The organism is Geodermatophilus sp. CPCC 205761 (assembly GCF_051383655.1).
In the GTDB taxonomy this organism is placed as follows: domain Bacteria; phylum Actinomycetota; class Actinomycetes; order Mycobacteriales; family Geodermatophilaceae; genus Geodermatophilus.
Window position 1 is genome coordinate 125,084 of sequence record NZ_JALPKQ010000010.1, and the last position, 18,846, is coordinate 143,929.

15 protein-coding genes are annotated in these 18,846 nt (G+C 74.7%); 12 read left to right on the top strand and 3 right to left on the bottom strand.

The window, feature by feature from the left end; genetic code table 11:
* Positions 1-46: 46 nt before the first annotated feature.
* A complete protein-coding gene (locus MY526_RS08475) occupies positions 47-304 on the top strand; it encodes a hypothetical protein (RefSeq protein ID WP_436703695.1) in 258 nt (85 codons plus the stop codon).
* Positions 304-1,473, top strand: a complete 1,170-nt coding sequence (locus MY526_RS08480; RefSeq protein WP_436703696.1) for an amidase — start codon at positions 304-306, stop codon at positions 1,471-1,473. Before MY526_RS08475 ends, MY526_RS08480 begins: the two co-directional genes overlap by 1 nt.
* Before the next feature lie 73 nt (positions 1,474-1,546).
* Here the strand turns inward: MY526_RS08480 and MY526_RS08485 are convergent, their stop codons facing one another.
* Positions 1,547-3,010: an AAA family ATPase gene (locus tag MY526_RS08485; RefSeq protein ID WP_436691614.1), complete on the bottom strand. Its 1,464-nt coding sequence runs from the start codon at positions 3,008-3,010 to the stop codon at positions 1,547-1,549.
* Positions 3,011-3,147: 137 nt separating this feature from the next.
* On the opposite strand from MY526_RS08485, the gene MY526_RS08490 reads away from it, so the two are divergent.
* The 5 genes from MY526_RS08490 to MY526_RS08510 are packed head-to-tail and all read left to right on the top strand — an operon-like array spanning position 3,148 to position 10,900.
* Positions 3,148-5,691: a glutamate--cysteine ligase gene (locus MY526_RS08490; protein WP_436703697.1), complete on the top strand. Its 2,544-nt coding sequence runs from the start codon at positions 3,148-3,150 to the stop codon at positions 5,689-5,691.
* On the top strand, positions 5,691-7,481 hold the full coding sequence (locus MY526_RS08495) for an N-acetylglutaminylglutamine amidotransferase (protein ID WP_436691612.1): 1,791 nt from the start codon (positions 5,691-5,693) through the stop codon (positions 7,479-7,481). Before MY526_RS08490 ends, MY526_RS08495 begins: the two co-directional genes overlap by 1 nt.
* Positions 7,478-9,406, top strand: coding sequence for a prolyl oligopeptidase family serine peptidase (locus MY526_RS08500; protein WP_436703698.1), 1,929 nt, complete (start codon positions 7,478-7,480; stop codon positions 9,404-9,406). The genes MY526_RS08495 and MY526_RS08500 overlap by 4 nt, the downstream gene beginning before the upstream one ends.
* The gene (locus tag MY526_RS08505) at positions 9,403-9,825 is read left to right on the top strand and encodes a DUF1810 domain-containing protein (protein ID WP_436691610.1); all 423 of its coding nucleotides are present in this window, start codon (positions 9,403-9,405) and stop codon (positions 9,823-9,825) included. The genes MY526_RS08500 and MY526_RS08505 overlap by 4 nt, the downstream gene beginning before the upstream one ends.
* A gap of 37 nt (positions 9,826-9,862) precedes the next feature.
* A complete protein-coding gene (locus MY526_RS08510) occupies positions 9,863-10,900 on the top strand; it encodes a glutathione S-transferase family protein (RefSeq protein WP_436703699.1) in 1,038 nt (345 codons plus the stop codon).
* 6 nt (positions 10,901-10,906) lie between these two features.
* Here MY526_RS08510 and MY526_RS08515 read toward each other — a convergent pair whose 3' ends face one another.
* Positions 10,907-12,673, bottom strand: a complete 1,767-nt coding sequence (locus MY526_RS08515; RefSeq protein WP_436703700.1) for an ExeM/NucH family extracellular endonuclease — start codon at positions 12,671-12,673, stop codon at positions 10,907-10,909.
* Positions 12,674-12,849: 176 nt separating this feature from the next.
* Between MY526_RS08515 and MY526_RS08520 the strand changes: the two genes are divergently transcribed.
* The 3 genes from MY526_RS08520 to glgX are packed head-to-tail and all read left to right on the top strand — an operon-like array spanning position 12,850 to position 16,238.
* A complete protein-coding gene (locus tag MY526_RS08520) occupies positions 12,850-13,278 on the top strand; it encodes a hypothetical protein (protein ID WP_436691607.1) in 429 nt (142 codons plus the stop codon).
* Positions 13,279-13,295: 17 nt separating this feature from the next.
* A complete protein-coding gene (locus tag MY526_RS08525; RefSeq protein WP_436691606.1) occupies positions 13,296-14,054 on the top strand; it encodes a hypothetical protein in 759 nt (252 codons plus the stop codon).
* Between the two features lie 45 nt (positions 14,055-14,099).
* Entirely contained in the window at positions 14,100-16,238 is a 2,139-nt protein-coding gene (gene glgX, locus MY526_RS08530) for a glycogen debranching protein GlgX (RefSeq protein WP_436703701.1), read from the top strand.
* Between the two features lie 48 nt (positions 16,239-16,286).
* Here glgX and MY526_RS08535 read toward each other — a convergent pair whose 3' ends face one another.
* Positions 16,287-17,027, bottom strand: a complete 741-nt coding sequence (locus MY526_RS08535) for an alanyl-tRNA editing protein (protein WP_436691604.1) — start codon at positions 17,025-17,027, stop codon at positions 16,287-16,289.
* Positions 17,028-17,367: 340 nt separating this feature from the next.
* On the opposite strand from MY526_RS08535, the gene MY526_RS08540 reads away from it, so the two are divergent.
* Positions 17,368-17,988, top strand: coding sequence for an antibiotic biosynthesis monooxygenase (locus MY526_RS08540; RefSeq protein WP_436691603.1), 621 nt, complete (start codon positions 17,368-17,370; stop codon positions 17,986-17,988).
* A gap of 159 nt (positions 17,989-18,147) precedes the next feature.
* Positions 18,148-18,768, top strand: a complete 621-nt coding sequence (locus MY526_RS08545) for a hypothetical protein (protein ID WP_436691602.1) — start codon at positions 18,148-18,150, stop codon at positions 18,766-18,768.
* Positions 18,769-18,846 lie beyond the last annotated feature (78 nt).

Sequence of the window (18,846 nt, forward strand, 5' to 3'; positions counted from 1 at the left end):
TCCCAGGCGCGGGCAGCGAGCCCGCCGACCACGCGAGGAGCGCGCCGTGCAGGTCTCCGAGTACGCCGAGTACGACGCCACCGGGCTGGCCGAGCTGGTCCGGACCGGGCAGGTCACCCCCGCCGAGGTGCACGCCGCCGGGCGGCAGGCGGTCGAGTCGGTCAACGGGCAGCTGAACGCGCTCGTCGGCGAGCTGTTCGAGAAGCCGCTGGAGGCCGACCAGACCGGCCCGTTCGGCGGCGTGCCGTTCGCGATCAAGGACCTCGTGCTGCACGCCGAGGGCATCCCCCAGCGGGCCGGCTGATGCTCGGCCCCGGCGTCCCGTTTCCGTACGACACCGCGCTGATGCGCCGCTTCCGCGCCGCCGGGCTGGCCGCTCTGGGCGTCACCGCGACGCCGGAGTTCGGCTTCAACGCCAGCACCGAGTCGGTCGCCAACGGTCCGACCCGCAACCCGTGGGACACCTCACGCTCCCCCGGCGGCTCCAGCGGAGGGTCGGCCGCCCTGGTCGCCGCCCGCGCGCTCCCGGTGGCGCACGCCAACGACGGCGGCGGCTCCATCCGCATCCCGGCCGCCGCCTCCGGGCTGGTCGGTCTCAAGCCCAGCCGCGGCCGGGTCACCGTCGCCCCCGACTACTCCGACCCGCTGCTGGGCCTCGGCATCGAGTTCGCGGTCACACGCACCGTGCGCGACGCGGCCGCTCTGCTCGACGCCGTCGCCGGCTCCGAGCCCGGTGACCGGTACCTGCTGCCCGACCCGGCGACCACGTTCCTCGCCGCGGCCCGCCCGCCGGCCGCGCGGCTGCGCATCGCGCTCAGCACGACCGCGCCGAACGGCGCGCCGCTCGACGCGGCCTGCATCGACGCGGCGCGGGCAGCCGCCGAGGCGCTGCAGCGGGCCGGGCACACGGTCGAGGAGGCCGCGCCGGAGTTCGACGTCGCCGCCTTCGACGACGCCAACCTCAAGGCCTGGTGCAGCTTCCTCGCCGACGGCGCCTACGGAGCGGCCGCGGCGCTGGGCACCGAGCTGTCGACCGAGGTCCTGGAGCACACCACGCTGGCCTGCGCCGAGTACGGCGCCACCCTCACCGCGCTGGACATGTACGCCGTCGACCGGGTGTTCAACGCGACGACCCGCACGCTCGCCCAGTTCCTCACCGGGTACGACGCCTGGCTGACACCGACGACCGCCGCGCCCAACACCGCGATCGGCCACCTGAACGCGAACGACGAGTCGCTGGACGCCCGGGGCTGGTACGACCGGATCTTCACCTTCGCGCCGTTCACCGCGTGGTCGAACGTCACCGGGACGCCGGCGATCTCCGTCCCGGGGACGCCCTCACCCGAGGGCTGGCCGGTCGGGGTGCAGCTGGTCGGCCGCTACGCCGGTGAGGAGACGCTGCTCGGCCTCGCAGCACAGCTCGAGGAGGCGCTGCCATGGACGGACCGCCGTCCCGCCGTCGTCGCCCGCTGACACCCCGTTGATCATGGGGTTGTTGCCGGCCGCCACGGCGCGTCTGCGCGAGTCGCCGGCAACAACCCCATGATCACCTGGTCGCGGCGCCCAGCAGGGTGCGGGTCATCGCGTTGCGGGTGTCGAGCAGCTCGTCCAGCGCGGAGGTCAGGTCGCCGGCCGAGACGGAGAGCTCGCCGTCCGCCGTCCGCTCCGCCGCGAACAGCGCCGCCCGCCGGATCAGCTCCTTGAGGAACGACGCGGTGACGCCGTCGGTCCGGTCGAGGACGTCCTCGAGCCCGGAGACGTCCACCTCCAGGCGCCCGCGGTAGAGGTCGAACAGCGCCCGCCGGGCGTCCCGGTCGGGCAGCGTCAGCTCGACCGCCTGGTCCACCCGCCCCGGCCGCGCGGCCAGCGCCGGCTCGAGCAGGTCGGCGCGGTTGGTGGTCAGCAGGAACACCACGTCGGCGTCCTCGGCCAGCCCGTCCATCTCGTTGAGCAGCTGGAACAGCAGCGGGTGGTGGCCGGGGTGCATGCCGCGGTCCTCGGCGATGAGGTCGACGTCCTCCACCACGATCAGCGCCGGCTGCAGCGTCCGGGCCACCGAGCAGGCCTCGGCGATCAGGTGCAGCGCGCCGCCGGTCAGCTCGACGACGGTGGTGCCGGGCAGCCGCCCGATCAGGTACCGCACCGTGTGCGTCTTGCCGACCCCGGGCGGGCCGTAGAGCAGCAGCCCGCGCTTGAGGTGCTGCCCGGCGGCCAGCAGCCGGACCCGGTGCCGCGCGACGTCGACGACCTGCCGCTCCACCTCGCCGAGGGTCGACGCGGGCAGCACCAGCTGGCCGGCCGCGAGGTGCGGGCGGCGGTGGAACTGCAGCAGCGTCTGCCCGTGGCCGAACACCTCGGCGCCGAAGGACAGCACCTGCCCGCGGAAGACGTTCTCCCGCTCGGCCGCCGCCCGGATGTCCCGGACCGCGGCACGGGCCGCCGCGGCCGACGTCGACAGCGCCTGCACCGACACCCGGTCGAGCCCGGTCTCGGGCTCGGCGGCCCGCACCAGCAGCGCCGTCCGGACGCCGTCGCCGTCCTCCACCAGGTGCACCGCGCAGCGCAGGCACGCCCGCGTCTCGCCGTCCGGACCGCACGGCAGGTTCACCGTCGCCGCGTTGCCCGGCCGCGGGCCGTACGGGTCGGCCGGCTGCCCGGCCATCGCCACCAGCTCGGCCAGCCCGAACGGGCGGTGCCGGAAGTTGACGACGCCGACCAGCTCGCTGGTCCGCGCGGCCAGCCACGCGTCCAGCCCGGCCTGCACGTTGACGTGCTCGTAGGCCGGCCAGGTCTCCTCGACGACGTCCTCGCCGATGCCCCCCTCACCCAGGTGGCCGGCCAGCAGCCCGGCCAGCGAGACCTGGTCGTCGGCGCGCGCCGCCCGCGTCACCGCCCGCACCCCGCGGCGGGCGAGCTTGCCCAGGTCGTCCAGCCCGAGCGGGCGGTCGTCGACCGGCGGCGGGCCCTCCGGCACCAGCCCCGGTCCGTACCGAGCGAATCCCCGTGTCACCGCTGCAGCGTGGCAGCACACCGAGGCCGCCGACCAGCGGTTTCGGGACGCACCCGGACCGCCGTGCTCCGCCACGCAACACGACCGGAACACCGGTGACCTCCAACCGGAACACAACCGGAGCTAGGGTCCCCGGGATGAGCGGTGCAGAGCTGACGCTCGGTGCTGAGGAGGAGCTGCACCTCATCGACGTCGAGCGGTGGGAGCTGTCCGCCCGCGCGCCGCAGCTGCTGAGCCGGCTGCCCAGCAGCTCCTACGCGGCGGAGATCCAGCGCACCACGGTCGAGACCAACACGGCCGTCGTCCGCTCCCTCACCGACCTGCGGGAGGAGCTGCTCCGGCTGCGCAAGGAGCTGGTCGCCGTCGCCGGCCGCGAGGGGCTCGGCGTGGCCGCCGTCGGGACGGCACCCCGCTCCACGTTCACCGACTTCGAGCTCACCTCGACCGGCCGCTACGGCCGCATGCACGAGCAGTACCGGCTGCTGGTGGACGAGCAGCTGATCTGCGGCACCCAGGTGCACGTCGGCGTCTCCGACCGCGACCTCGCCGTGGAGATCGCCCAGCGGGTCGCCCGCGACCTGCCCGTCCTGCTCGCGCTCAGCGCCAGCTCCCCGTACTGGAACGGCCAGGACACCGGGTACAGCAGCATCCGGACGACGATCTGGCAGCGCTGGCCGACCGCCGGGTCGACCGGCCCGCTGTCGTCGGCCGCCGACTACGACGCCCTGGTCGCCGACCTCATCGGCTCGGGCGTCATCGCCGACGCCAAGATGGCCTACTTCGACGTCCGGCCCAGCTCGCACGCCCCGACCCTGGAGCTGCGGGTCTGCGACGCCTGCCCGCTGGTCGACGACGCCGTCCTCATCGCCGGGCTGTTCCGGGCCATGGTCCGGGCCGCCGAGCTGGACATCCAGGCCGGCCGCCCGCACGTGCCCGCGCCGGCCCCGCTGCACCGGGCCGCGATGTGGCAGGCGGCGCGCGGCGGGCTGTCCCGCGAGCTGCTCGACGACGCCCTGCACCCCCGCCCGCGGCAGGCCGCCGACGTCGTCCGCGGCCTGCTCCGCCGGCTGCGACCGCAGCTGGAGGAGCTCGCCGACTGGGACGCGGTCTCCGAGCTGGCCGAGACCACGCTCGCCCGCGGCAACTCCGCCGACCGGCAGCGGGCCGCGTTCGCCGAGTCCGGCGACCTCACCGACGTCATGCGGCTGGTCGTCGAGGAGAGCCACGGCCCGGCCGGCGGCCCGGGAGCGGCCGGGCCGGCGCTGCGGCGCTACCGCTCGCGCGCCGGCGACGAGGCGATCGGCGCCGGCGCGGTGCCCCGGCCGTCCTACCGCGAGGTCCTCGACGTCGTCACCGCCCTACCCCCGGAGGAGATCGCGCGGCGCGCGGCCGCCCGCGACGCCTGGCTGGCCGAGCACGGCGTCACCTTCCGCGTGGACGGCACGGACCGGCTGTTCGCCGTCGACCTGGTGCCCCGCGTCGTCCAGCCGCACGAGTGGCAGGAGCTGGGTGCTGGCCTCGTGCAGCGCGCCCGCGCCCTCGAGCTGTTCCTCCGCGACGTCTACGGCGAGCAGCAGGTCCTCGCCGACGGGGTCGTTCCGCGGGACGTCGTGCTGAACTCCCCGGGCTGGCGGCCGGAGGCGTGCCGGCTGCCCCGCGATGCCGTCCGGGCGCCGGTGATGGGGTTCGACATCGTCCGCACCGAGTACGGCGGCTGGCGGGTGCTCGAGGACAACGTGCGCGCCCCCAGCGGCACGGCCTACGCCATCGCCGCCCGCGGGGTGCTCGACGCGGTCATGCCCGAGCTCCCCCGGCCCGCCGGGCTGGCCAACCCGGCCGCGGCCTTCGAGCTGCTGCGCGCCACCCTGCTCCGGCACGCCGACCCCGGGACGTCGGCGGCCCTGCTCACCAGCGGGCCGGAGAGCTCGGCCTGGTACGAGCACCGCCGGCTCGCCGCCGGCGCCGGGCTGCTGCTGGTCACCGCCGACGACCTCGACGTCGCCGGCGGCCGGGTCGTGCACCGCGACGGCCGGCACCAGATCGGCGCGCTGTACCTGCGGCTGGACGGCGAGCTGGCAGACCTGACCGACGGCGACGGGCGGCCGGTCGGCGCGGAGGTGCTCGACGTCGCGGCGGCGGGGGCGGTCGTGCTCGCCAACGCCCCGGGCAACGGCGTGGCCGACGACAAGGCGATGTACTGCTGGGTGCCGGAGCTGATCGGCTACTACCTCGGCGAGCGCCCCCTGCTGGAGTCGGTGCCGACCTACCGGCCCAGCGACGAGGTCGAGCGGCGCGCCGTCCTCGAGCGGGTCGGCGAGCTGGTCACCAAGCCGGTCGACGGCTTCGGCGGGAACGGCGTGCTGATCGGGCCGGCGGCGAGCGCCGCGGAGGTGGCCCGGCGGCGCGCCGAGATCGCCACGCGGCCCGGCTCGTGGGTGGCCCAGGAGGTCGTCCCGCTGTCCTCGGCACCGGCCCTGGACGACGACGGCCTGCACCCGCGGCACATCGACCTGCGCGCCTTCGTCCACCTGACCGGCACCCGCCCGGAGGACTGCCGCTTCGCCGACCTCGGGCTCACCCGGGTCGCCGCGCCCGGCAGCATGGTCGTGAACAGCTCGCGCGGCGGCGGCGCCAAGGACACCTGGATCGTCGTCGCACCCGAGGAGAGGGGGACCCGCTGATGTGCGGACTCGCCGGTGAGCTGCGCCTCGACGGAGGGCGGGCCGACGTCGCCGTCCTCGACCGGATGACCGGGTGCCTCACGCACCGCGGGCCGGACGGCGACGGGATCTGGGCCCGCGGGCCGGTCGCCCTCGGGCACCGCCGGCTGTCGATCATCGACCTCTCCGAGCACGGCGCCCAGCCGATGGTCGACCCGCACCTCGGGCTCACCGTCGTCTTCAACGGGATCATCTACAACTACCGGCAGCTGCGCGCCGAGCTGCAGCGGGCCGGGCACCGCTTCTTCTCCACGTCCGACACCGAGGTCGTGCTCAAGGCGTACGCCGAGTGGGGCACGTCGTGCGTCGACCACTTCCTCGGCATGTTCGCGTTCGCCGTCGTCGAGCACGCGTCGGGCCGGGTGGTGCTCGGCCGTGACCGGCTGGGCATCAAGCCGCTCTACGTCGACGCCCGCCCCGACCGGATCCGGTTCGCCTCCACCGTGCAGGCGCTGGTGGCCGGTGGCGGCGTGGACACCTCCATCGACCGCACCGCGCTGGCGCACTACATGACCTTCCACTCCGTCGTCCCGGCGCCGCGGACGATCCTGACCGGCGTCCGCAAGCTGCCGCCGGCGACGGTGCGCGTGATCGAGCCCGACGGCACCAGCCGCGACACCGTCTACTGGCGGCCGGAGTTCACCCGCGACGAGTCCCGCCGCGACTGGACCCCGCGTGACTGGGAGGAGGCGTTGCTGGCCAGCCTGCGCACCGCCGTCGAGCGCCGGATGGTCTCCGACGTGCCGGTCGGCGTGCTGCTCTCCGGCGGCATCGACTCCAGCCTCGTCGTCGCGCTCCTGGCCGAGATGGGCCAGACCGGGCTGGCCACCTTCAGCATCGGCTTCGAGTCCGCCGGCGGGGAGTCCGGCGACGAGTTCGAGTACTCGACGCTGGTCGCGGAGCGGTTCGGCACCGACCACCACCGCATCGCCATCGACAACTCCCGGCTGCTGCCGGGCCTCGACGCCACCGTCGCCGCCATGAGCGAGCCGATGGTCAGCCACGACTGCGTCGCCTTCTACCTGCTCTCCCAGGACGTGTCGCAGCACGTCAAGGTCGTGCAGTCGGGGCAGGGCGCCGACGAGGTGCTCGGCGGCTACGACTGGTACCCGCCGCTGGCCGGCGTTCCCCGGGAGGACGCCGTCGAGGCCTACTCCCGCGTCTTCTTCGACCGCCGGTGGTCGGCGCTGGGCGAGGTGCTCGAGCCCGAGTGGATGGTCGACGAGGACGCGCCCACCGCGTTCATCGCCGAGCAGTTCGGCCGGCCGGGTGCCGAGACCGCGGTGGACGCCGCGCTGCGCAACGACACCACGGTCATGCTGGTCGACGACCCGGTGAAGCGGGTGGACAACATGACGATGGCGTGGGGCCTGGAGGCGCGGGTGCCCTTCCTCGACCACGAACTGGTCGAGCTGGCCGGCCGCATCCCGCCGGAGCTGAAGCTCGCCGACGGCGGCAAGGGGGTGCTCAAGCGCGCCGCCCGGGGCGTCGTTCCCGATGCGGTCATCGACCGGACCAAGGGATACTTCCCGGTGCCGGCGATCCGGCAGCTCGACGGCCCCTACCTGGAGCGGGTGCGCGACGCGCTCACCGACCCCGCGGCCAAGCGGCGTGGCCTGTTCCGGCCGGACGCCGTCGAGCGCATGCTGCGCGAGCCGAACGTCGCCCGGACGACGCTCGGCTCCAACGCGCTGTGGCAGCTGGCGCTGCTGGAGATGTGGCTGCAGGAGATGGAGGACCGAACGCGGTGACCACCGAGGCGAGCGTGTCCGCTCCCCACGTCGAGGAGGCCGTCACGCTCGCCGACCAGCTGGTCGACGCCTGGGGCAGCTGGGGCCCCAACATGACGCCGGACGCGCGCTGCGTCGCCTTCATCAGCGACCGCACCGGCACCCCGCAGGTGTGGATCCAGGACGTCGAGCTGGACGGCTCCATCCCGCCGGCCCGCCTCATCCGCCTCTCCGACGATCCGGTCGTCAAGGTCCGGTGGGCCGCCGACAGCGGCTGGCTGACCTGCGAGGTCGCCACCGACGGCGGCGTGCGGACCGCGGTGTGGGTGGTCCGGCCCGACGGCACCGACGCCCGGCGGGTCGCCGGCGACGCCGAGACGCACGCCGAGCTGGGCCCGTGGACCCGCAGCGGCCACCGCTTCGTCGTCACCTTCCCCGGGACCGGTCCCGGCGTGCCCACCCGCTGCTTCCTCGCCGACCCGGCGACCGGCCGGATGGACCCGCTGGCCGAGGGTGAGCTGATCCACGTGCTCGACGTGTCGCTGGAGGAGCGGTTCATCGTGATCCGCGACGGCGAGCGCGGGCAGCAGTACGTCGTCGTCGTCGACCGGCTCACCGACGAGGACTTCAGCGCCCTCCCCCACGGCGCGACCGGCTCCACCGAGCAGGCGCTCATCCGGCCCGCTCCGGAGGACCACTCCGGCCCGGTCTACGTCTACCTCGCCTCCGACGTCGGGCTGCCCCGCCGCCAGCTCATCGGGCTGCCGTTCGGCCCGAACGGCTGGCGCGGGGAGGCCCGCTGCCTCGCCGCCCGGGACGACGCCGAGCTGGAGGCCATCGACGCCGACGACGCCGGCCGGCTGCTGCTGCTCGTGTGGAACGTCGCCGGCCGCAGCGAGCTCGAGCTGATGGACACCGCCACCGGCGGGCGCACCCCGATCACCGGCCTCCCCGGCCTGGTCGCCGCCGACCCGGTGCTCAGCCGCGACGGCTCCAGCGTGGTGCTCGGCGTCCAGGGACCCACCCGGCCCCGCGAGCTGTGGCACCTGGACACCACCACGCACGCCTGGACCCGGGTCACCTCCGCCCCGCCCCTGCCCAAGCGGCGGCTCGTCGTCCCCACGCTGGAGACGTTCGCCGGCCAGGACGGGCTGCCGCTGACCGGCTGGCTGTACCGGGCCCCGAGCCACCTCAAGGAGCTCGGTCCGGCGGCGCTGTGGCTGCACGGCGGACCGGAGGCGCAGGAGCGGCCGACGTTCCACCCGGAGCACCAGGCGCTGGCCGCCGCCGGGATCACGGTGTTCGCCCCCAACATCCGCGGGTCGTCGGGCTTCGGGCGCGAGTTCGTGCACGCCGACGACCTGCACGGGCGGTACGAGGCGTTCGCCGACGTCCTCGCCGCCGCGCAGCACCTGGTGGACGCCGGCATCGCCGACCCCGGGCGGATCGCGGTGACCGGCCGGTCCTACGGCGGCTACCTGACGCTGGCGTCCCTGGCCTTCTCCCCCGGCGTGTTCACCGCCGGCGTCGACATCTGCGGCATGTCCGACCTGGTCACCTTCTACCGGGACAGCGAGCCGTGGATCGCGGCGGCGGCGGTCTCGAAGTACGGGCACCCCGAGCGCGACCGCGCCCTGCTCGAGGACATCTCGCCGCTGGCGTCGGCGCACCTCATCGACGCGCCGCTGCTCGTCGTCCACGGCGAGCACGACACCAACGTGCCGCTGGGCGAGGCGCACCAGATCGTGGCCGCGCTGCGCGCGCTGGACCGGCCGGTGGAGTACCTCGAGCTGGCCGGCGAGGGGCACGACTACCGCCGCGCGGACTCCCGCAAGCGGCTGGTCCGGACGATGGTCGGCTTCCTGGAGAGCGCGCTCGACCACGCCGTGTCGCCCGCCGTCGAGCGGCTGCCCGCCGACGAGACCCCGGTCGGCGTGCTGGAGTGAGCGACCCCTTCGACCTCGAGCGGTTCGTCCGCGCGCAGGACGGCGGCGTGTACGACGCCGCGCTGCGCGAGCTGCGGGCCGGCTCGAAACGCGGCCACTGGATGTGGTTCGTCTTCCCGCAGGTCGCGGGGCTCGGCCGCAGCTCCACCGCCCGGCACTACGCGGTCTCCGGGCTGCCCGAGGCGCAGGCCTACCTCGACCACCCGGTGCTCGGCCCGCGGCTGGTCGAGTGCGCGCAGGCGCTGCTGGACCTGGGCACGACCGACGCCGTCAGCGTGCTCGGGTCGATCGACGCGGTGAAGCTGCGCTCGTCGATGACGCTGTTCGAGCGGGCCGAGCCCGAGGCCGCGGTGTTCGGTGACGTGCTCGACCGCTTCTTCGGTGGCGAGCGGGACGACGCGACGCTCGCGCGCGTGTGAACGCGCGGGTCGGCACCGAGTCGATCAAGCTGGACCCGTGAACGACGAGAACAGCGGCTCGGGCTACGTCACCGGCGGCGAGTACACGCGGGACTCGACCTACATCCCCGACCGGATCACCGCCGACGGCACCAGCGGGTGGCCGGCCGAGGCCGGCCGCTACCGGCTGGTGGCCGCGCGGGCCTGCCCGTGGGCCAACCGCTCGATCATCGTGCGCCGGCTGCTCGGCCTGGAGACGGCGATCTCGATGGGCCTGTGCGGGCCCACGCACGACGAGCGCAGCTGGACCTTCGACCTCGACCCGGGCGGCCGCGACCCGGTGCTGGGCTACGAGCGGCTGGAGCAGGCGTTCCTCGCCCGCTTCCCCGACTACGACCGCGGCATCACCGTGCCGGCGATCGTCGACGTCCCCAGCGGCGCCGTGGTCACCAACGACTTCGCGCAGATCACCCTGGACCTCTCCACCGAGTGGACGGCGTTCCACCGCGACGGTGCCCCCGACCTCTACCCGGAGAAGCTCCGGGACGAGATGGACGAGGTCATGCAGCAGGTCTACACCGAGGTCAACAACGGGGTGTACCGGTGCGGGTTCGCCGGGGACCAGCGGGCCTACGACCGCGGCTTCGAGCGGCTGTTCACCGCGCTCGACTGGCTGTCGGAGCGGCTGGCCGGCCAGCGGTACCTGATGGGCGGGACGATCACCGAGGCCGACGTCCGCCTGTTCACCACGCTGGCCCGCTTCGACGCCGTCTACCACGGCCACTTCAAGGCCAACCGGCACAAGCTGACCGAGCTGCCGGTGCTGTGGGCCTACGCGCGCGACCTGTACCAGACCCCCGGGTTCGGCGACACGATCGACTTCCCGCAGATCAAGGAGCACTACTACGTCGTCCACGTGGACATCAACCCGACCCGGATCATCCCGCAGGGCCCGGACACGTCGGTCTGGCTGACCCCGCACGGGCGCGAGTCCCTGGGCGGCTCCCCCTTCGGGGACGGGACGCCGCCGGGGCCGGTCGCCGACGGCGAGGCGGTCCCGGCCGACCACGGGCCCGGGGGCATCGGCCACCGCTGACGCGGGTCAGCCGCAGCGCCCGTCCAGGTCGACGCCGAGCACCAGCGGGTCGTGGTCGCTGGAGCGGTAGGGGTCGGGTGCATAGAGCGCTGGGTCGCCGTCGTACTGGTAGGCCGAGGACTCGACCGCGTTGACGTTCCAGTGCGCCAGCCCGGTGACCCGCGCGGCCAGTGCGGCCGTGGCGAGCGCGTGGTCCAGCGAGCCGGACCGGTCGTCGAACACGAAGCTGTACCGGCCCGGGTCGAACTGCTCGCCGAGGTCGGTGAGGCCGGCCCCGCGGAGCACCTCGACCGGGTCCTCGCGGGTGTAGGCGTTGAGGTCGCCCATCGCGACGACGTCCGGGTCGGTGGCGGCCAGGCGCTCGACGAAGGCGGCCAGCGAGCGGGCCTGCCGGACCCGGTCGCCGTTCCAGGCGCCCTGGCCGTCCCCGGCGTCGACGTTGTCGCCGGTGGCGCCGTCGGCGGAGCCCTTGGTCTTGAAGTGGTTGGCGACGACGGTGAGCGTCCCGCCCCGCCCGCTGAAGGTCTGCGCGACCGGTTCGCGGGCGTTGGCCCACACCGCCTCGTCGACCAGCCCGGCCGGCGCCCCGACCGGCTCGACGACGTCGGCGCGGTAGACGATCGCGTTGCGGATGGCGTCCCGGTCGACGGCGTACAGCTCCGCCGGCATCGGCACGTGGGCCCAGGCCTCGCCGGTGCGCGCGGTCAGCCGGCCGACCAGGTCGGCCAGCGCGCGGTCGGCGTCGCCGGGGCTGAAGCCGGTGGCGTCGGTGTCCTCGATCTCCAGCAGGGTGACGACGTCGGCGCCGAGGCCGTCGATCGCCGCGACGATCTTGGCCGCCTGCTCCGCGAACTCCGCGTCGGTGGTCGCCCCGCGGGCGTCGGGTCCGGTGCGGGTGAGGAAGTAGTTGAGCACGTTGAAGGTGCCCAGCCGCAGGTCGCCGCCGACGTCGTCCGGCTCGGGCGGGCGGGTGTCCTGCGGGGCGAACACGCCGTCGGCGGTGCCGTCGGCCGGCTGCAGCCGCCACTGCGAGAAGCCCCAGCCGAGCACCACCGGCTCGGTGAACTCGACCACGTCGCCGATCCGCACCGGCGTCCCCGGTGAGAGGTACGGCCGGGTGGTGACGTCGACCCGCGCGCCGGCGCCGTCGTCGAGCACGATCCGCCGTCGCGCGTTCTCCGCGGCGACCGCCTGCGCCTCGGGGCCCGGCCGGGCCAGCTCGGTGGGCTGCACGAGGACGCCGCCCTCGGACAGGGTCAGCTCGCCGAAGCTGGTCAGGTCGAAGACCTCGCTGACGGTGAGGACGTCGGCCGGCTCGACCAGCATCCCCTCGAGCCGCTCGTGCGCGGCGTCGTCGGCCGGCAGGTCGAGCGGCGCGGCGTCCGGGAGGTCCGCGCCCTGCGCGCAGACGACGACGCCGGTGCGCGCGCCGACCTGCGTCTGGCCGTTGAACTCCTGCGCCCGACCGGTCACCGCGACGGTGTCGCCGAGGTCGACCGCGACCGGGCTGAACACGAAGACGCCGTCGGAGGTGGTGGCGTCGCCGTCGGGGTCCTGGATGTGGAACCCGGACAGGCCGGGGAGGTCGCCGACGACGACGCCGCGGACGGTGACCTGCTGCCCGGCCAGCGGGGTGGCGTCCCCGCTCCCCTGGACCTGGCCGATCTCGTGCGTGGGCGCGGCGCACTCGGCGGCCGCGTGCGCGGAGGCCGGCAGTCCGGTGACGGCGAGTGCCGCGGCGGTGGCAGCGGTGAGGGGGGTGCGTCGGAGCACGGGGAGGTCCTCCCGACGGCGGGAGCAGTGCCGGTGCTCCTGACGGTAGGTGAGCCGGCGGTGACCTGCCGCTCGGGGTAGCACGTCCCCGGTGTGTCCGCCGGCGGGCCTGTGGAAGGGGTTCGGGCCTGTGGACGGCAGCTCCTCGCGCCGTGTCGGCGGCCAGGGTGGAGGACATGACGACTCCCGCGCTCGCCCAGGTCCCGGTCCGCTCCGCCGCCGAGCTCACCCGCCGCTGGGTCGAGGTCCTCGACCCGCCGGTCTTCGCCGCCCGCAGCCTCTGGCTGCTGTGGCTGGGTGAGGACTCCCGCATGCTGCCGGTGGTGGTGCCGGTCGACGACGTGCCACCGGTGCCCGACCTGCCCACCCTGCACGGCCTGCGGGACCTGCACGGCACCGTGACCGAGCACTGCGCGGGGCCGGCGCACCTGGCGATGGCGCTCTGCCGGCCCGGACACGGAGCGGTCACGGCCCGCGACGACGAGTGGGCCGAGGGCCTGGAGGCCGTCCTCGACGGGATCGACGGGACGTGGAGCCTGCACCTGGCCGCCGGCGGCCGGGTCGTCCCGCTCGTCGACGCGCCGGGGGCGACCTGGCGGCGCTGACGGGGGACCCTGGACGGGTGGCGCTCGATGTCGTCCTCGTCCTGCCGAGCGCGGGGCCGGAACCGATCCCGCTGGCGATCGCCGTGGCCGCGGTGCTGGGGTACGCCCGCGGGCGACGGCCGCTGCGCTTCCGGTCGCCGAGCGTGCCGGAAGGCCGGTGGGTGCAGGTCGCCGCCTTCGGGTTCGAGCGCTTCGACCACCAGCCGGTCCCCGAGGGTCCGCTCGGGGACCCCGACGTGCAGGTGGCCGAGGGGCTGCACGGCCGGCTCTCCCCCGACGGCTGGGCCACCGTGCGCGCCGCCTTCGACGACGCCCGGGACCTCGCCGACGGCGCGACCGCCCGGGTCGGCAGCGGTGCGCTGTGGGACCTGCCCGCCGAGGAGTTCTCGGTCCTCGGCGAGCCCGGGACGGTGGGTGCCGCGCTGCGGGAGCTGGCGCGGCTGGGCCGGGTCCGGGAGTCGAGCTACGTGCTGGCCGCGCTGCACCACCGGAGCCCGTGCCTGTTCCCGCTGCTCGACGGCACGACGCTGCGGCAGCTGTGGCCGCACGTCGAGGAGGGCGACAGCGGCGTCGCGGCGGTCGTGCACCGGGAGCTCGTGGCCAACGCCGACGCCTTCGCCGCACTGGAGGCGGCGGTCACCCCACTGCTCGACGGCGTCGCGCTGAGCCGGCTGCGGCTGCACGACGTCCTGGTGTGGCTCAGCGGCAGCCTGCGACTGCGCCACGCGGTCGACCTCGGGCGTGACGGGCCGGTGACGCCGTCACCAGCACGCTGACTCTCCGCCCGTCGCGCGCGGTCGGCGGCCGACGTGGAGGTGGACGTGGACGTCCTGACGAGCACGGGCCGGCAGCCGGCCACGGCGGCGGGCGGCCCGCCGCGCTCCTGGCCGGGAGCGTCCCGGCCCCTGGGCGCGACGCCGGACCGGGACGGCACGAACTTCGCCGTGTTCAGCGAGGTCGCCGAGCAGGTGCAGCTGTGCCTGCTCGACCCGGACGGCACCGAGGAGCGGGTTCCGCTCACCGAGGTCGACGCCGACATCTGGCACGCGTACCTGCCGGGCATCCGCCCCGGCCAGCGCTACGGGTACCGCGTCTCCGGGCCCTTCGACCCCGCCCGGGGGCTGCGCTGCAACCCGGCCAAGCTGCTCGTCGACCCCTACGCGAAGGCGATCACCGGCGGCGTGCGCTGGAACCCGGCGCTGACCGGGCACCGGCCGGGCGAGCCCGACGTGCGCAGCGACGACGACAGCGCCCCCTTCGTCCCCCGCGGCCTCGTCGTCGACCCGGCGTTCGCGTGGGGGGACGACGCCCCGCTCCGGACGCCGTACGCCGACACCGTCCTGTACGAGGTGCACGTCAAGGGCTTCACCCGGCGGCACCCGGACGTGCCCGAGGAGCTGCGCGGCACCTACGCGGGGCTCGCGCACCCCGCCGCCGTCGAGCACCTGACCTCGCTAGGGGTGACCGCGGTCGAACTGCTGCCGGTGCACCAGTTCGTGCACGACGGCTTCCTCGTCGACCGGGGGCTGCGCCAGTACTGGGGCTACAACACCCTCGGCTACCTCGCCCCGCACGGGGAGTACGCCGCGGCCGGTGACACCGGCGGCCAGGTGGCCGAGTTCAAGCAGATGGTGGCCGCGCTGCACGCGGCCGGGCTCGAGGTGATCCTCGACGTCGTCTACAACCACACCGCCGAGGGCAACGAGAACGGCCCCACGCTGTCCCTGCGCGGCTTCGACAACGCCGCCTACTACCGGCTGCACCAGGGGCGGCACTACTACGACACGACCGGCACGGGGAACTCGCTGAACGTCACCCACTCGGCTCCCCTGCAGCTGGTCATGGACTCGCTGCGCTACTGGGTCCTGGAGATGCACGTCGACGGGTTCCGGTTCGACCTGGCGACCACCCTGGCCCGGGAGGCCGGCCAGGAGCCGACCGCGGCGGCGGTCTTCTTCGACCTCGTGCAGCAGGACCCCGTCCTCGGCCAGGTGAAGCTGATCGCCGAGCCGTGGGACATGAGCGGGTACCAGGTGGGTGCCTTCCCGGACCTGTGGAGCGAGTGGAACGACCGCTACCGCAACACCGTGCGCGACCTGTGGCGCGGCCGGACCGCCGGGCTCGGGGACCTGGCGTACCGCCTCTCCGGCTCCTCCGACCTGTTCCAGGCCGGCCGCCGGCGGCCCACGGCGTCGGTGAACTTCGTGACCGCGCACGACGGCTTCACCCTGCACGACCTGGTGAGCTACGGCCGCAAGCACAACCAGGACAACCCGGCCGACGACGGGACCGACGACAACCGGTCGGAGAACCACGGCGTCGAGGGCCCGACCGACGACCCCGGCGTGCTGGCGGTGCGGGCGCGGCAGGCCCGCAACCGGCTGGCCACGCTGGTGCTCTCCCAGGGCGTGCCGATGCTCCTCGGCGGCGACGAGATCGGCCGCACGCAGCGGGGCAACAACAACGCCTACTGCCAGGACAACGAGATCTCCTGGTTCGACTGGGCCGCCGCCGACGAGGACCTGCTGGCCTTCACCCGACGGCTGCTCGCGCTGCGCCGCGAGCACCCCGCCCTGCGCCGCCGCCGGTTCTTCCAGGGCCGCCCCGTCCTCGACAGCGACGACGCCGACCTGGCCTGGTTCCGTCCCGACGGCAGCCCGATGCGCGACCAGGACTGGGCGACCCCCTGGTCCCGGGCACTCGCTTTCTCCCTCGCCGGGGACGGCATCAGCGAGCCCGGGCCGCGCGGGGAGCGGGTCCTCGACGACGACCTGCTGATCCTGCTGAACGCCGGCGCGGAGCCGGTGGAGTTCACCCTGCCCGGCACCGGGACGTCGACGCCGTGGTCGCTGCAGCTGGACACCGGGACGCCGCGCGGGGAGGCGGCCGGGACGGTGTCGTCGACGACCCTCTCCGTCGGCGCGGGCCGGCTGCTGTTCCTCACCCGGGCGGTCTCCTGACGGCCGCCGTCCCCTGGCTGGGTCCCCTGACCGCGCGTCCCTGCGCGCTCAGACGATGCGGACGCGCAGCCGCCGGAAGCCGCGGCCCTTGTTCTCCATCTTGGTGACCTCCACCCGACCGACCATCGCGGTGGAGGCGACGTGGGTGCCGCCGTCGGCCTGGGTGTCGAGGCCGACGATGTCGACGATCCGCACCACCTCGATGTCGGGCGGGAGGAGGTTGGTGGCGGTCCGGATGATGTCGGGGATCGCGAACGCCTCCTCCCGCGGCAGGGTCGTGACCTCGATGCGGCGGTCGGCGGCGATCTCGGCGTTGACCGCCTCGGCCACCCGCTCCTTGAAGTCGGCCGGGACCTCTGCCAGGTCGAAGTCCATGCGCGCCGTGAGCGGCTCCATGTTGCCGCCGGTCACGAGTGCGCCGAAGTCCCGGAACACGACGCCGGTGAGCACGTGCAGGCCGGAGTGGGTGCGCATCAGCTGGGTGCGCCGCTCGTCGTCCAGGGCTCCGCGCACCGCCGTCCCCGGCGGCGGCACCGGGTCGCCCTCCACCGGGATCAGGTACAGCTCGTCGCCCTTGCGGGTGCCGGCGATGCGGGTGCGGACGCCGCCCCACAGCAGCACGCCCTCGTCCGGCGGCTGGCCGCCGCCTCCGGGGTAGAAGGCGCTGCGGTCGAGCACGATGCCCTGCTCCGGGTCGGCGGCGACCACCGTCGCGTCCCACTCGCGGACGGTCGCGTCCTCCAGGTCGAGGCGGTGGGTGTGCCCGTGTCGGTCGGTCGCGCTGGTCACCCCGCCATGCTGCTGCACTCCCCGGACGACGGCGAGTGGCCCGGTGTCGACACGGCGACACAGCGCCCGGTCGACACGTCGACACCGGGCGCCGCCGCCGGTCGCCCGGCACGACCTCGACGCCGTCCTCACCGCCCCGTCGCCGACCACCGCGTGCAGCGCGAGGGCGGCGACGGGGAGGTGAGGACGGCGGCCCACCAGGCGACGGGTCCGTCGCGGGGTGGCCGCGGTTCTCCGGGGCGTTGCCTCGCGGTGACCGGGCGAGGACGCTGTTCGGCGCGGCGATGCCGCACGGGCACCGCCGCCTCCACCGGGAGCACCTCGAGAGAGGAGTCGTGGCATGTACGCCCGTTCGACCACCATCCGCGGCAACCCGCAGTCCATGGAGGAGGGCATCGCCTACGTCCGCGACGAGGTGATGCCGATGGTCCAGCAGATGGAGGGCTGCGTCGGCCTGTCCATGCTCGCCGACCGCGAGGCCGGCCACTGCATCGTCACGACGTCCTGGCGCGATGCGGAGGCGATGCACGCCAGCGCCGAAGGGGTGCGCTCGTCGCGGGAGAGGGCGGCGCAGATCTTCGGCGGCGCGCCGGAGGTGCGCGAGTGGGAGATCGCCATCATGCACCGGGCGCACGAGACCCACGAGGGCGCCTGCAGCCGGCTCACCTGGTCCCGCACCGAGCCCGACCAGATCGACCGCGCCATCGACGCCGTCAAGGCGAACCTGGTCCCGCGCATCGAGGAGTACCCCGGCTTCTGCAGCGTCAGCCTCCTCGTGAGCCGGGCGGAGGGCATGGCGGTCGCCGCCGTCACGTTCGAGGACCGCGCGGCCATGGAGCGTACCCGCGAGCAGGGCCGCGCCATGCGCGACGAGTTCGCGTCGCAGATGCACATGGCGATCACCGACGTCGCCGAGTTCGAGCTGGTCCTCGCCCACCTGCGGGTACCGGAGACCGTCTGACGTCGTCCGGCCGGTGTCCGTGCCGGGTGGTGCGGACACCGGCCGCAGCGCCGCGCCCGGCCGCCGCGCACGACCCGTTGTCACCCCCTGCCGCGGCGAGGACCCTCGGCTGCGCGGCGACGCCGCAGGGGCGCGCCGCCTCCCGAGAGGAGTGGTGGCATGTACGCCCGAACGACCACCGTCCGCGGCAACCCCGGGGCCATCGACGAGGCGACCGCCTACATGCGCGACGAGGCGATGCCCAAGGTCCAGCAGATGGAGGGCTGCGTCGGTCTCTCCATGCTCGCCGACCGCGACACCGGCCGCTGCATCGTCACGAGCGCCTGGCAGACGGAGGAGATGATGCGCGCCACGATGGACCGCGTGGGCCCGTTGCGGGACGAGGTCAGCCGGATCCTCGGCGGACGGCCCGAGGTGCAGACGTGGGAGATCGCCGTCCTGCACCGCGTGCACGAGGCACCGGAGGGGGCCTGCACCCGGGTCACCTGGAGCCGCACCGAGCCGGCGAACGTGGAGCGGGTCCTCGACGCCTACAAGATGAGCCTGCTGCCGCGGCTGGAGGAGATGGACGGCTTCTGCAGCGCCAGCCTGATGATGGACCGGCGGGAGGGCAACGGCGCCGGCGCGGTCACCTACGCCGACCGGGCCACGCTGGAACGGTCCCGGACCAACGCCACGGCCGTCCGCGAGGAGTTCGCCGCCGCGATGGGCAGCACGATCCTCGAGGTCGGGGAGTTCGAGCTGGTCCTGGCCCACCTCCGGGTACCCGAGACCGTCTGAACACGTCGCCGTCCGGGGCAGAAATGGCCATTTCTGCCCTTCGGCCGGCTCTCAGACGACGCGGGTGAGGGCGGGCCA

What these genes read in the sequence shown, in the direction of transcription:
- MY526_RS08540 (WP_436691603.1), top strand. Translation starts at nt 17,368, where the DNA reads ATGTACGCCCGTTCGACCACCATCCGCGGCAACCCGCAGTCCATGGAG.
- MY526_RS08545 (WP_436691602.1), top strand. Translation starts at nt 18,148, where the DNA reads ATGTACGCCCGAACGACCACCGTCCGCGGCAACCCCGGGGCCATCGAC.
- MY526_RS08520 (WP_436691607.1), top strand. Translation starts at nt 12,850, where the DNA reads ATGACGACTCCCGCGCTCGCCCAGGTCCCGGTCCGCTCCGCCGCCGAG.
- MY526_RS08495 (WP_436691612.1), top strand. Translation starts at nt 5,691, where the DNA reads ATGTGCGGACTCGCCGGTGAGCTGCGCCTCGACGGAGGGCGGGCCGAC.
- MY526_RS08480 (WP_436703696.1), top strand. Translation starts at nt 304, where the DNA reads ATGCTCGGCCCCGGCGTCCCGTTTCCGTACGACACCGCGCTGATGCGC.
- MY526_RS08490 (WP_436703697.1), top strand. Translation starts at nt 3,148, where the DNA reads ATGAGCGGTGCAGAGCTGACGCTCGGTGCTGAGGAGGAGCTGCACCTC.